11 protein-coding genes are annotated in these 13,555 nt (G+C 56.5%); 1 reads left to right on the forward strand and 10 read right to left on the reverse strand.

Annotated features, from left to right (window positions below; genetic code table 11):
* Positions 1-51: 51 nt before the first annotated feature.
* From ROO76_19140 to ROO76_19160, 5 genes are all read right to left on the reverse strand, one after another.
* A complete protein-coding gene (locus ROO76_19140; GenBank protein MDT8070289.1) occupies positions 52-1,281 on the reverse strand; it encodes an EAL domain-containing protein in 1,230 nt (409 codons plus the stop codon).
* Between the two features lie 133 nt (positions 1,282-1,414).
* Positions 1,415-1,645, reverse strand: a complete 231-nt coding sequence (locus ROO76_19145; GenBank protein ID MDT8070290.1) for a hypothetical protein — start codon at positions 1,643-1,645, stop codon at positions 1,415-1,417.
* Between the two features lie 224 nt (positions 1,646-1,869).
* Positions 1,870-2,853, reverse strand: coding sequence for a GDP-mannose 4,6-dehydratase (locus tag ROO76_19150; GenBank protein ID MDT8070291.1), 984 nt, complete (start codon positions 2,851-2,853; stop codon positions 1,870-1,872).
* A gap of 45 nt (positions 2,854-2,898) precedes the next feature.
* Positions 2,899-3,858, reverse strand: coding sequence for an SDR family oxidoreductase (locus tag ROO76_19155; protein ID MDT8070292.1), 960 nt, complete (start codon positions 3,856-3,858; stop codon positions 2,899-2,901).
* A gap of 12 nt (positions 3,859-3,870) precedes the next feature.
* Complete coding sequence (locus tag ROO76_19160) at positions 3,871-5,220, reverse strand: nucleotide sugar dehydrogenase (GenBank protein ID MDT8070293.1); 1,350 nt, start codon at positions 5,218-5,220, stop codon at positions 3,871-3,873.
* Positions 5,221-5,416: 196 nt separating this feature from the next.
* Between ROO76_19160 and ROO76_19165 the strand changes: the two genes are divergently transcribed.
* Positions 5,417-5,608 (forward strand): hypothetical protein, encoded by a 192-nt coding sequence (locus ROO76_19165; protein MDT8070294.1) that lies wholly within the window; start codon positions 5,417-5,419, stop codon positions 5,606-5,608.
* An 11-nt stretch (positions 5,609-5,619) separates the two neighbouring features.
* On the opposite strand, the gene ROO76_19170 is transcribed toward ROO76_19165, so the two are convergent.
* From ROO76_19170 to ROO76_19190, 5 genes are all read right to left on the reverse strand, one after another.
* Entirely contained in the window at positions 5,620-6,660 is a 1,041-nt protein-coding gene (locus tag ROO76_19170) for a glycosyltransferase (protein MDT8070295.1), read from the reverse strand.
* A gap of 3 nt (positions 6,661-6,663) precedes the next feature.
* On the reverse strand, positions 6,664-8,601 hold the full coding sequence (locus ROO76_19175) for a nucleoside-diphosphate sugar epimerase/dehydratase (protein MDT8070296.1): 1,938 nt from the start codon (positions 8,599-8,601) through the stop codon (positions 6,664-6,666).
* An 80-nt stretch (positions 8,602-8,681) separates the two neighbouring features.
* The gene (locus ROO76_19180) at positions 8,682-10,022 is read right to left on the reverse strand and encodes an O-antigen ligase family protein (GenBank protein ID MDT8070297.1); all 1,341 of its coding nucleotides are present in this window, start codon (positions 10,020-10,022) and stop codon (positions 8,682-8,684) included.
* Entirely contained in the window at positions 10,022-11,272 is a 1,251-nt protein-coding gene (locus ROO76_19185; protein ID MDT8070298.1) for a carbohydrate binding domain-containing protein, read from the reverse strand. Before ROO76_19185 ends, ROO76_19180 begins: the two co-directional genes overlap by 1 nt.
* 15 nt (positions 11,273-11,287) lie before the next feature.
* On the reverse strand, positions 11,288-13,546 hold the full coding sequence (locus ROO76_19190; GenBank protein ID MDT8070299.1) for a polysaccharide biosynthesis tyrosine autokinase: 2,259 nt from the start codon (positions 13,544-13,546) through the stop codon (positions 11,288-11,290).
* Positions 13,547-13,555: the final 9 nt, after the last annotated feature.

Here is a 13,555-nt window from a genome sequence, read left to right on the forward strand (position 1 = left end):
ATAATAATATTCAACGAACCAGCCAGCGGATAGGAGCGCCGGCGGCCTCGCTCATTGCACCTCAAGGACGGCATCAGCCCACAGCGTCGCATCGCGAAACGAGCGGCAGACGGGTTCGCCCTGGGTGCTGGCGCAGTCGAATTCTCCGCGCTCGCATTGTTCGCACTTCCGCAGGAGATCTGCGAGGAAGTTCTGACCGCGCAGGAGTGCGGTCCGGCACTCCCCGGAGATCGGTAATTCGGAGGCGAGTTGTGACATCGGTCTGTCGAGCATGGCATCGAGGAGCGAGAAGAGGCCGGTGAGAAAGTAGTGTTCGGACCTTCCCGAAGGAGCGAAGCTCTCACAAAATTTGGCCCGGACCACTGCGATGCGCACTAACTCGGGCGTTTTGTCCTGGCCGAGGATCCCCGCCGTGACCAGGGCGATCCATTTTCGGACCTCTCGCTCGCCGAGCAATGTGAGGGCATGCATGACGGAACGCACCGGGTAAAGCCCGAATGCAGCGGAATTCAAGTAGCGCAAGAGACGGTATGAAAGCGAGACCTCGGGCCGAATGATCTCTTCAAGTTGTTTCAGGTTCAGCGAAGGATCGGAAACTGCCTGCAGAAGTCTTAGCCGATTCAGTTGTGCTGCAGGGATGTCCTGCGTTTGCAGGATGATCGGCCGGCAGAAAAAGTATCCCTGGAAATACTGATAGCCGTGGTCGTGCAGAAAGTCGAACTCCTCGCGAGTCTCGACCTTTTCCGCGAGTAGTCGAAGTCCGCGCCGAGCAAGTTCCCGCGCGATTCTGGCCTGTCCCATTGTGCTATTGGCACGGATATCTACTTTTACAAAGGTGGCATGTTCGAGGAACGGAGACCCGAGATCGTTTTCGAGAAAGTCATCGAGGGCAAAGCGGTATCCGAGACTGCTGAGATGGCGACAGGCTTCCAGCACCTCCAGGTCGGGAGCAACGTCTTCCAGTATTTCGAGAACCGTTTTGTCAGACGGAAGCAGGGTGACGAGCCGCGTGACGAGAAGTTCTCGAGTGCAGTTGACGAATGCCAGCTTCTCGCCTGCAACAGGGCCGGTTCCGAACGCCAGGGAATAATCCATGGTGCTGAGCGAGGCGTGGTTAGCGTCTACGCTGGAGAACAGGTTCTGAGGCCCGTCACGAAACAGCAGTTCGTATCCGCAGACATGCTCATGCGCGTCGAGGATTGGCTGCTTGGCGATGTAACGCAGAGTCGGACGAAGCGCGGTGGCCTGTTCCGCACCGGCTTGAGAATGGAGGGCCATCATCGCTGTATTAGCACAGACGAAGACGCCGCCTGGACGATATCTGAGGCGAGTGGTCGATGCGAGTTCCTGTTTTGGGCGCGGATGCCCGTAGTCCCGAAAACGTCATAAGGTCAGCGCTGTGTCAAAGCAACCACTAAGCGGCATTGGGTGAGTCGCGCCGAAGGCGCTCCAGGGCGGGAGCGTATCCCTGTTCGGCGCATCGGCGATACCACTTCACAGATTCGTCATGTTCGTTAGCGGCCTCGAGTGCGCGGCCGACGATAAATTCTGCGGATGGACTATCGCTTTCGGCTTCGAGCAGAATCGCGTCGATTTCCTCGTGCTGGAAGGAGGACGCGAGTTGCCGGCGAACAATCTTTTCCAAGCTGTAAAGGGATGGTTTTTCTTCCTGACATATGAGCCTCGGCCAGAGAGCACTACTGTATACGAACCGGAGAGTAGCAGGAATCGTTGCTTGGAAGAGTACAGTAATGAATTATTGCTCGAATTGGCATTCCAGAATGGTCCCCGCAGAGAGTCTTCCCACAACGGGATGAACGGTGAACTGGTTCAGAGTGGAGCGAGATCCAACACCTCAACCCAGCGGAATCACGCCACCTGTCGCGCAGCCATCACCATGCGTTCATAGTCAACAACGGAACGGATAATGTCGTTCAAGGAGTAGCGTGGCTGATAGCCAACCCATTCGCGTGCCTTGGAGAGGTCTGGAACGCGGCGGAACATGTCTTCGAATCCGGGACCGTATGCATCGGAGTAAGAAATGTGAACGATCTCGCTGTTGGACTCGCAAGCAGCGATGACTTTGCGTGCGAGTTGCTCGATTGTGACTTCTTCAGTATTGCCGAGGTTGAATATCTCGCCCGGAGCACGGTCGCATTCGAGAAGCAACAACAGTCCGTTCACGATATCGGCAACGTGGCCGAAACATCGGCTCTGAGCGCCGGTACCGTAGACCGTCAGCGGTTCATTCAACAAGGCCTGGCGAACGAACGTCGGCAAGACCATCCCATAACGGCCAGTCTGGCGCGGGCCGACCGTATTAAAGAACCGGACAATAGTAACCGGCAGATTGTGCTCGCGGAAATAAGCAAAGGCAAGAAACTCGTCCATCGCCTTTGAGCAGGCATAAGCCCAGCGCGAATTATAGGTTGAGCCGAGGACGAGATCGTCGGTTTCGGAGAAGGGAATCTTGGTCGACTTTCCGTAGACCTCCGACGTGGAAGCCACGAAGATGCGCTTGCCTGTTTTGGCAGCGGCATCGAGGACAATTTCCGTTCCTTCTACATTGGTCTCGATAGTCTGGACGGGAAAGTCAACGATTCTCTTCACGCCAACGGCCGCAGCGAGGTGGAAGATGACGTCGGCTTCATCGACGAGTTCAGATGTGAGCCGCGTGTTGAAAATGGTGTCTTCGTAGAGAAGAAGATTCGGGTGCTCACGAACGCTGGAGAGATTATCGAGGCTGCCAGTGGAAAGGTCGTCGACGCAGGACACGTGGTGTCCCAGGGAAAGAAATGTCTCCGTTAGATGTGAGCCGATAAATCCGGCTCCGCCGGTAATCAGGACACGCATTCAAGACCCTTGTCCGCGAGTGCCCTGCTTCCAGGCGATTAATGGCTAGGCCCGAGTCGCAACTGCGGCTGGTTGTGTACGGTACCATTCCACCGTACGGCGCAACCCATCGCGGAAATCGATTTTGGGGACATATCCGAATGCTTCGCGAGCACGCGAGATTTCGGCGAGGGAATCCTTGATGTCGCCTTCGCGCACAGGAGCGTAAATCGGAACGCCCTTATATCCGGTGAGATCGCAGAGCACGCGGAATGTGTCATTCAACGTGATACGGCTTCCGGTGGCGGCATTGAAGACCCGCCCGGCCACCTTCTCTGCCGGCGCTATACAGGTTAACAGATTCGCCTCGACCACGTTATCGATGTACGTAAAATCGCGACTCTGTTCACCATCACCAAAGATGGTTGGTTGTTCGCCACGTAGCATCTGGGTGGTGAACTTGGCGAGTACGCCGGAATAGAAAGAAGTCGGGTCCTGGTAAGGTCCGAACACGTTGAAATAGCGAAGGGTTACGGTTTCCAGTCCATAGACACGCCAGAAGGATTGCAAATACAGCTCTCCGGAGAGCTTGGCAACGGCATAAGGAGAAATTGGACAGGGCAACATCTCCTCATGCTTGGGAAGAGTTGGGGTGTCGCCGTATGCGGACGAAGAGCCGGCATAAATGAGGCGCTTAACCTTGGAATCGCGGGCCGCGAGCAGTACGCTCAGGGTTCCAGTCAGGCAGGCCTGATGGGAACTGACGGGGTCTTTCACGGACCGCGGCACGGAAGGTAATGCGGCCTCGTGGAAAACGTAGTCCACCCCCGCGCAAATGCGGTTCATGAGCCCAGTGTCATTGATGTCGCCGGCGACGAGGTCCATGCCTTCGAGACCGACGAGATTGTCGCGTTTACCGGTGGAGAAATTGTCGATGCCGCGCACTTTTTCGCCGCGCGCGAGCAGGGCACGGGCCAGGTTCGAGCCGATGAATCCGGCCGCACCAGTGATGAGATAGAGCGCCATTGCGGTCCCCTGTCAGCAGCGCACGAGATTTGCGGCTGCGATTCCCTTAGTTGCGTTGCGAGTATCGATGACGAGCTGAGACTCGCGCACGATTCTCTTGTAGTCGTAATCGGAGTGGTCGGTGACGATGAGCACGCAATCGTACTGGCCAAGGTCGTCGAGCGGAGTGTTGGTCATCTGCAGGTCGTATTTGCGGCCCCTGCCTACGAACTTGAAGAACGGGTCGTTGTACCGGACCTCGGCGCCGGCCTTCTGCAATTGCTCGATGATGGTCAGAGAAGGCGATTCGCGGAGGTCGTCGATGTCCTTCTTGTAGGCCACGCCGAGCACTAGCACTTTGGCGCCGTTCAAGGCCTTCTTGCGTGCGTTCAGAGCATCGGCGACGGAGCTGACGACGTGGTACGGCATGGCGGTATTGATTTCGCCTGCCAGTTCAATGAAGCGCGTGTGGAAGTCGAATTCCTTTGCTTTCCATGAGAGATAGAAGGGATCGACAGGGATGCAGTGCCCACCGAGACCGGGGCCGGGGTAGAAGGGATGGAATCCGAAAGGCTTCGTCTTGGCCGCCTCGATGACCTCCCAGATGTCGATATTCATGCGGTGGCAGAGCAGCTTGAGTTCATTTACCAATGCAATGTTCACGCAGCGGTAAATGTTCTCCAGCAGCTTGGTCATTTCGGCCGTCGCGGGCGTGGAAACCGGTATTGTGCGCCTGAAAATGGTTCCGTAAAGCGCGGCGGCAAGCCGCGTCGCAGTTTCGCCGACGCCGCCAATAACCTTCGGTATGTCGTGACGCTCGACCGTGTCGTTGCCGGGATCTTCGCGCTCGGGCGAGAAAGCAACAAAGAAACCATCTTCGTTTTCGCTGCGAGCCGTACGAAGGCCGCGTGGATTGCCCTTCTCAAGCAGCGGAATGACAACTTCTTCTGTCGTGCCCGGATAGGTGGTGCTCTCGAGCACGATAAGTTGACCGCTGCGAACATGCGGAGCGATGGCCTTCACGGTATCGACGATGTAGGTCATGTCCGGCTCGTGATACTCGTTCAGAGGCGTGGGGACGCAGATGATGATGGCGTCCATTTCCGCGATCCTGCGGTAGTCAGCAGTCGCGTTGAAGCCGCTCTTCTTCGCCTCCCGTATCTCCTCGCCGGGAATACGGACAATGTAGGTTCCTCCGGCAGTCAGGGTGTCGACTTTCTTCTGGTCGATATCGAAGCCGGTCACGGCAAACTTCTGATTGCTGTAGAGCAGGGCCAGGGGAAGTCCGACATACCCCATGCCAATAATCCCAATTTTTGCCGTACGGTTCGCTACTTTTTCGAGAAACAACGAGGTTTGGACAGACTGCGCTTTTGAGCTCATGTTTGCGGCAACTCCAAATATAAGAAAGGGGGAACAAGTATTGTAGCGTGAGCTGCCCGAGTTTTGGACTGAACCCGGGCGTGGAACTTGCTATTTGGCTCACCAAAGTAACAATACTACGGTGACTGCCCGAGATTCGCGCCATCATGGTCCAGGAATACCTTGTTCAGGGGCTCAAGAGACACAAGGAAGCGTTATGGAAGAACCGGTTGCCCAGAAAGCGCAGATTGATATTGAGCCCGAGATTCACCGCAGGCGAAGGAGAACGAAACATCATCACTTACATCTTCATCGAGCGCAGCGCCGGCTATTAGGACAGGCGGCGGTCTTCGCGGCATTCGTGCTGCTGATGCTCATCGTGTGGTACTGGATTGTAGTAAAAAGGTAATCGTGAAATTGCTACGCACGCATTTTGGGGGCCGCGCTCTGCGCCGCAATCTCTTCAACACCCCTGACTCCCTTTGCAGGGAAATTCGGTGTTCCCCCGATAAGATGTGTTATGGCCGTAAAAGCGTATAAAAACGGTCCGGCGAACAGGGCGAAATAGACCTTCAGGCGCGACTTCGCCATTCCTTCCAAAAGGTGAACTGGTCTCTGCCGCCATGACTGAGGTGTTCTTCGGATTGCGCCCCAGAGGTATCGACAGAGATCTCCGAAATGCCGGGAATGCTCCAGAGCCAACAGCGCGACCATAGCGGTAGAAATTGCGATAGAACGGATGGGAGCGTCAGAGTTGTTGCTGTCATGAAACGGATGCCGAACAAGCGATCGTGAGCATGTGCCTATCCGACATCCGGCGTCGACAGCCCGAAAAACGAAGAGGTTTTCCTCGCTGGCATGCATCAGTGCTCCGCGTCCGAGGCGCTCGTCAAAGCCGCCGATCTGTTCCATGCAGTCGCGGCGAACAATGAAATTGCCCCCAAGACCGACGCCGCCAAAAACAGTCATACCGAACCAATCCTTGGTTTTTCGATCAACGAGATGATCGCCGGGATCGAATTCGTGGGTTGCGGCTGATGTGCACGCTGGATCGGAGTGAAAGATGACTTTCCCGGTAACGATGTCGATCCGTTCATCTTCAAATAGCGAAACCGCGTTGCGGATCCAATCCGGGTCGCAGACAGCGTCGTCATCAATGAAAGCGAGCAGGTCGCTAAAGCAGCTTCGTACTCCGAGGTTGCGGGCCGCACTCAAGCCGCGGTAAGTACAGAGACGATACGACGCTCCGTACTCCCGCGCGATTTGCTCGGCGTCTCCTGGGGCGGCATCGTTCTCAACCACGAGGATGCTCAGCCGGGAGTAATTCAGACGGCAGAGGGATTCAAGGCATCGGCGTAGCTCGACAGGGCGTTGCCGAGTACAGACGACAACAGTACATGATGGAAGCTCGACGGACCTTCTCGTTGGAGACGGATTCGGTGTCTTCGAACTGATAATGATCCCCTATACCGCCGATGCCTCTGCCGATGTGAGAACTCCCTCGGTTCCACGCCACTCGATCGGAAGTTCCTTAAGTGCGGCCAGCACGTCATCGTCCGCTCCGCACAGTGCGATTTTCTCCAGATCGCTGACCCTCGCCGTTAAGTCCGGGGGTGGATCTGCTGCCAGGACACGATGGACGCGATCGAATCTTGTCCGGCTGACGTTTGCGTCCTCAAGCCACAACTGTTCGTGCAGTTTCTCGCCCTGGCGGATCCCGGTGATCTTGATCTCGATGTCGCGACCCGGTCGCAGGCCCGCCGATTCGACCAACTTGCGCGCCAAATCCATGATCCTGACGGGATCACCCATATCAAGCATGTAGAGTTCGCCGCTTGTTGCCAGAGTGGCAGCCTGTAATACAAGTTGTACGGCTTCCGGTATGGTCATGAAGTAACGGGTCATCAATTCGTGGGTGATCGTAACCGGTCCACCTTCGGCGATCTGGCGAAGGAAGATCGGGATAACACTGCCGCGGCTGCCGACCACATTTCCGAAACGAACACACGCGAACTTGGTTCTGCAATGGGTCTCGTTTGCACGATTCTGGACGAGAATCTCGGCGAGGCGTTTCGTAGCCCCCATGATGCTCGATGGTCGCACTGCCTTGTCCGTCGAGATCATCAAAAAGCGATCTACTTCAAATTCAAGAGATAAGTCCGCAAGTTCGCGCGTGCCAATTACGTTGTTCAGTACCGCCTGGCTGCGGTTCACTTCCATGACGGGAACGTGCTTAAAGGCGGCGGCGTGCAAGACCGCATCGGGGAGATAAGCTCCAAAGATGCGGCGCATCTGTTCGCGATTGCGAATGTCCCCAACAATTTGTACCAACTCCGGCGCGGTTTCCAATGCTCGGAGCTTCTGGTGGATTTCGAAAATCGAGTTCTCGTCGTGATCGAGCAGAAGGATCCGGCGAACGGGCAATTTCGCAACCTGCCGGGAAATTTCAGACCCGATGGATCCCCCAGCGCCGGTGATCAAAACCGTCCGATTGCGGAAGGCCTCTATGACTTCAGGACGCTGGGTGGTGGCGGCCTGCGGCTTGGCAAGCACTAGGTCCGGCCGTGGTCGTGCCGCGATTCTTACATCGCCACGCATGACATTCGAGGCAGAAGGCAGCAGCCGAATTTCAGCGCCAAATTCCGACGCCACGGACATGCACTCGCTGAGTTCTTCCATGCTGGCGTCGGCGACGAGTATCAATGAGGCATTGTGCTGTACCAGGGCTGCGGCGAGATCCGAAGGGGACCCGAGAACGGGGAATCCTTGGATGAGCTTGCCCTTCATATCGGGAGTCAGAGTGAGTAGACCGATGACGTGAATCTCTGCGTGCTGAGCCACCTGGTAGAGGGCAGCGGGCAGAGCATCTTCAGGGCCAAGCACGATTGCGGCGTGGCGCCCTTCTTTGCGCCGGGCATTCTCGTATGTAAGTCGCCGCAAACCTCGGGCGGCTCCGGCAAGGAAGAGGAAGGAGAAGTACTCGATTCCGATGACCCCGATTGGCGGTCTCAGGCGGTCGGAAATTGGCAGAAGCCGGAGTGCAAGGAGAATCAGCGAAGGCGGGATCGAGGCTAGAGCGATCAGTTGCGCATCACGAAAACTGAAGTATCGCCAAATAATTTCATAACCGCGAGCGAGCAGGATGGATGCCATGCGCGCGACGGGAAATGTCATCGCCAGAATCCACATGCCTTGGCGATAGCTGTGCGGGATGCCGGTATCGAATCGCAACCTGTAGGCGATGACTAGTGAAATCGCGGAAGAGACCAGGTCTATGGCAAACTGCGCCTCGCGACGGTAGAACTCGGAAGGAAGGCCCGCAAGGAAGTGGGAGAGCCGGCGCAGTCCGACTTGCGAAGCGGATTCTCTTGAGCCATGAGTCGAAATGTTAGTGCTTCTCATTCGTTATCTGAATGAAGCGGTGGTCAGAAACGGCTCTGGTTCTCTTTGAAGAATTCTACAGCACAACTGCCGAACAAAAATTAAACGTCGATTACTGAAACGGTACCGTTGTTATCTATCCTGCGAACTACTTGAGCGTCTTCTTCTGATGTACTTCCTGCGACTGCGCACAGGACGTAGAACAGAAGCGCGTTCGCGGGTATTTGCAGGTTGAAGTCGAAAAGGCTGTGCACGGCAATTCCGGTTACGCCTATCAGCGAGGCTCCCACTGCCACTGAGTTCCAGGATCCGAACAGGGAGCGGCTGATCTTGCGAAACCCGCGTACATAAACAAGTACGAGCAGGCCGACCCCCGCTGCGAAACCAAGAACCCCGGTTTCAACCAGCAGTTGCACAAAATCGTTATGAGCTTCGTTAACAAATAGGTCGGTGGCGAAGGTTCGGAATTTGGGGTAAACGATCGGAAATGTTCCGAGCCCCCAGCCCGTAACAGGATGTTGCTCGAACATCCGGATACTGTCTTTGGCGATTTGTACTCGTCCGGCATCGCTGCCGACCTGGCCGAGACGGCCGAGCAACTGGTCGGATCCGAGCCAGATTCCAAAAGCGGCGGTCACGATGAAGAGCAGCGTCATCGAAAAAACCAATCCGACCTTTCGGGATCGCCACAACAACATGACGCCGACCAGAACGCTCTGCAGGACCACACAAACGAATCCGCCGCGCGAAGCGCAAAGGAATACCGTTGCGATCATCAGCAGGGCCGCAAAACCCATCATCACGCGTTTGCCGAGCGATGGACCGGGTTTGAAACTGCCGAGGACCGCGAATGGGAACAGGAGTTCCATCACGCCGGCATAGTGGTTTCGGTTCACATATGGTCCGAAGATTGGTCCACCCTGCCGGGGGGTGCGCACCCAATACAGTTTTCCAGGAGACGTGAACTCCTGAACAGAACCAAGGAATGCGAGCCCAAAACCGAGGACGGCCAATGTGAGGCAGAGAAGGCGCGCTTCACGTTCGTTGCGAAACAGATCGGTGGAGATGAGGAATATCAGACCATAGGCGACGTAGTTCAGAAACTGTGTGACGGTTTCGTGGTGATAGGCGGTTCCACCCAGCAAGATCTGACCGATGACGATGCAGGCGAACAGGAACGGCGGCAAATGGATGGCCTGCAACTCTATACTGCCTCCCGGGGAGGCGACATTCGCGAGAATCCAAAGAATAAATGCGGCGGCCGCTCCGAAATGCAGAATGAACATCGACCAAGGCTCGACGGCACCGAACGCCAGCGGCCCAAACACGAGAATCGCGACGGTCAGGTAACAGCAAGCCGAGCGCAGCACTTGGGCGAGAGTTCCTTGTTCCGTCTCCCCGACGGGAGACAGGTGAGGGCGGTGATGTACTGCGGAACTCATCACTCGGTCACCTTCTCCAAGTGGAGGTCGTCAATGAGGGCATTGCCGCGGACCAGTGTCCCTCCGGAACGTCCCATCAGGAAGACACATAACCTGGTGTTGGGGGCGGTCACGAAGTCGGCGGAGAACTCCTTCCATTGGCGGTCGTCGACGCTGTCGGAGGTTTCAAGGAGGCGCTTCTGATTTGCCACGTCCACGAGGATGAATTGCAGGCCGTTAGCGGTCTGTAGGGCGGATTTCATATAGCCGCGAAAGCGATAGCGGGTGTTGGGTTCCAGGACGAGGTACTGGTGCATCCCGATATCCGATGTTCGTTCGCCGAGGAAGGTCACCAACAGGGAGCGTCGGCCGTCGTGCGCGTCGGATGTTTCTGTTCTGAGATCGACCTCCCGCGATGAAAGGAACTCCCAATCAAAGCCGCCGTTGAGAATGTCATATTCAAAACTGGAGTTGTGGATAAGGTTTCCTGGCTGGTTCAAGCGATTGATCTCGGTGAACCGTTTGCCCAAGTCGTTCCAGAACTGCAAGGCCGTTTTGGCGTCGCCCGACTGGGTGAGTTCATGCAGGAAATAGAGCGTCAGCTTGGGATCGAATTGCTGGTGCAGTCCCATGAGCAGAGGCCAGACGGCTTTAGCCTCATTGACCTTGCCCTCCTGCGACAGCATCGTGATGAAGGTGAGGTAAATCTTTGGATCTGGCGGAAGGCCCGCCTCTACTGCTTTGGGTGCCGAAGGTTCGAGGCGATGAACCAGTCGAAGGCCTTGTAGCAGCATTGACGAATCGTTCGCCAGGACGAAGCGGATTTCCCGCAGGGCAGGATCGATTTGCCCGTTCGTGATAAACAGGTTCGCCGCCTCCCACGCCACGGAAGGCGTTGTCGGGTCGGCCTCAATGGCCCGTTGAGTCGCTTCTAGAGAGGCTGGTTCGTCGCCGAGAATCAATTGCGCCTGTGCGATTCCCAGCCAATCGGATGAGGAGTATGGGTTCTGGGCGGAGGCAATCCGGTAATTGTGGAGCGCGGCGGGAGCATCCTGGTCTACGTACAAAAGATACCGCGCAAGACGCTCGCGATAAGCAGCGTCATTCGGTTGCATGGCGATGGCTCGCTCCAGAGACGCGCGGTCATCCTTCTCGGCAACACGAGCTGCCCGGTAACGTCCACCTGCAATGATGCAGTAAGGAGCGAGAAGCACAACGGTGACCGTCACGACCAGGAACTTCGCGGGCCTCGATTGCAAGCGAATGCGCATCGGTTCAACTGCCGCTTAAGCGTTGTCGCGATAATAGGCGCCGTAGTTCGCGCCGTAATAGTAGTAATAGTGCGGTTGATCCATATCGATCGCGTTCACCACGACGCCCTGCACACGAGCCTTGACCTGTGCGAGAAGTTCCGATGCGCGCCGCAGCGCGTCTTTCGCGGTTTGCCGCGAGCGGATCACCAGCAGTACCGAATCGGACTCGACCGAGAGCAGCGCCGCATCGGTGACGGAGAGTACCGGCGGAGAGTCGATGACGATGTGATCGAACTCATTGCGCCACTGCGCCAAGTGCCGGCGCATCCGGTCCGAACTCAACATTTCGGCCGGTTGCGGCGGGGTTGGCCCCGCAAATACCGCATTCAACCCGGGAACGAGGGTTGGGAGAAGGACTGCACTGATATCGTCCTGACCGTTCAAAAGCGTCGACAGACCGGACGCCTGCGTACCCTTGAAGAATTTGTGAATACGCGCGCGCCGCAGGTCTCCGTCGATCAGCAGTACCTTCCCGCCACGCTGGGCGAGAACAATCGCTAGATTCACCGCCGTCGTGGTTTTGCCTTCCTGGGGAAGCGCACTGGTCACGAGAATGATTTTCGGCGGCGTGGAGGAGAGTAGAACCGACGTCCGCAGGGCGCGGTATGCCTCTGCCGCTTGCGACTGCGGACGCTCGTGTGAGAGCAGGGGAGGCGGCGAGAGAGCCGGAGTCTTTTTCAGCGCGAGCTTTTCCAGCCCATTGTTCGCCTTGGACTTTCCATCGACGATCTGCCGGGTTTCAGGGACGATTCCAATCACGGGAAGTCCCGAGGCAGCTTCGACGTCTTCCGGCAGGTTCACGGTGTTGTCCATCATCTCTAAGACCCCAGCCAATCCGATTCCGCCGAGTAGGCCAATCATGAAACCGAGAGCAAGATTGCGCGGAATGTTTGGTTCAACCGGGTACTTGGGTACGCGCGCCGGATCGATTACGGTTACGTTGCTGGAACGGAGACCCGCAACGACCCCAGCTTCTTTGAGGCGCTGCAACAGCCCTTCATAGAGCTGCCGATTCGTGTCGACGTCGCGCTTGAGCAGGTTGTATTCGATCGCGCTTTCATTGAGGTCATTTGCCGCCGACTTCTGCTTTTCAAACTCGGCGCGCAGCATCTTCTCGCGGTTTGCCGCCACAAGATAATCGGCCTGGAGCCCCGCGAGCATCTTGACGCGCTCGGCCGAAATTGCTTTTTCCGTCTGCGCCAACTGGCTCTTCAACTCCTGCACTTTCGGATAGGACGGACCGTAGACGACGAGCAGTTGGGCCAGGCGGTTGTTCAGGTCAGCTTCGGTGTCGCGCAATTTTCCTATGAGAGCGCCGCTATCCGTCTTGGCTATCAGTTCCGCGTCGCCGTTCTTCGCACCTTGATAACGCGTCTCCTTCAGGATGCGGTCCAGTTCGGCGTCCGTTAACTGCTTGTTCAGGTCATCCAGGCGCGAGGTCGTGATGTTCTGTTTGTCGTCTACCCCGACGATGTTGTGTTCGCGCTGGTAGCGAACGAGCTTTTCCTGCGAAACCTCGACTTTCGTCTGCAAATCTGAGAGCTGCTGCGTCAACCATTCGGTGGTCTGCTTAATCGACTGGAACTTCGAATCGAAATTGCTCTCCAGGTACGAATCGATGTACGCCTGAACTACACGCGCAGCCATCTGCGGGTCGGGATCTTTGTAACGGATCTCGATGATCTGCGTTCGCGGAACAATGGTGACCGACAGACCGCTTCGCAATCGGCCGGCGAGGCTTACCTCTTCCGGCGTAGGTGGAGCAATCGCTCCAGGGAAAAAGTTCGTCGCACTTGATATCTCAGGTATTGCTCTAGGGGCGCCGGATCGCAGCTTATGAGCCACCATCAGCGACAGCTGCTCGCTCTCCAGGACCTGGACCTGGGTTTCAAGCAGAAGACTGATGTCATCGACAGCGGCAATATTTCCATTCGTAGAGTCGTTATGAAGCCCAAAGACCTCGGGTGTTTCGCGCGCCACCGCAATGCGGCCGGACGATTCATATTTCGCCTGCATCCGCAGGGAAATAATTGTCACCAGCGTCATTACAATGAACATGAAGGAAATGACTGCCCATTTCCGGCGAAGCAAAATGTGCCAGTAATCGCGCAGCGTGGGTTCTTTACGAGGCGGAGTCGGATAAGGAGCAGCGAAACGGATCTCTTCGAGCGCGCGATTAGTTCCGAAAGGAACTATGGTCGTCTCCGACCGACCCGACTCAGGACTGTTCATGCGCGATCC

This window comes from Terriglobia bacterium, from assembly GCA_032252755.1.
GTDB lineage: Bacteria > Acidobacteriota > Terriglobia > Terriglobales > Acidobacteriaceae > JAVUPY01.

Bases quoted from the DNA above. Each gene is read 5' to 3' on its own strand.
- ROO76_19180 (MDT8070297.1), bottom strand. From the start codon at position 10,022: ATGAGTTCCGCAGTACATCACCGCCCTCACCTGTCTCCCGTCGGGGAG.
- ROO76_19190 (MDT8070299.1), bottom strand. From the start codon at position 13,546: ATGAACAGTCCTGAGTCGGGTCGGTCGGAGACGACCATAGTTCCTTTC.
- ROO76_19140 (MDT8070289.1), bottom strand. From the start codon at position 1,281: ATGATGGCCCTCCATTCTCAAGCCGGTGCGGAACAGGCCACCGCGCTT.
- ROO76_19165 (MDT8070294.1), top strand. From the start codon at position 5,417: ATGGAAGAACCGGTTGCCCAGAAAGCGCAGATTGATATTGAGCCCGAG.
- ROO76_19155 (MDT8070292.1), bottom strand. From the start codon at position 3,858: ATGGCGCTCTATCTCATCACTGGTGCGGCCGGATTCATCGGCTCGAAC.
- ROO76_19150 (MDT8070291.1), bottom strand. From the start codon at position 2,853: ATGCGTGTCCTGATTACCGGCGGAGCCGGATTTATCGGCTCACATCTA.
- ROO76_19160 (MDT8070293.1), bottom strand. From the start codon at position 5,220: ATGAGCTCAAAAGCGCAGTCTGTCCAAACCTCGTTGTTTCTCGAAAAA.
- ROO76_19185 (MDT8070298.1), bottom strand. From the start codon at position 11,272: ATGCGCATTCGCTTGCAATCGAGGCCCGCGAAGTTCCTGGTCGTGACG.
- ROO76_19175 (MDT8070296.1), bottom strand. From the start codon at position 8,601: ATGAGAAGCACTAACATTTCGACTCATGGCTCAAGAGAATCCGCTTCG.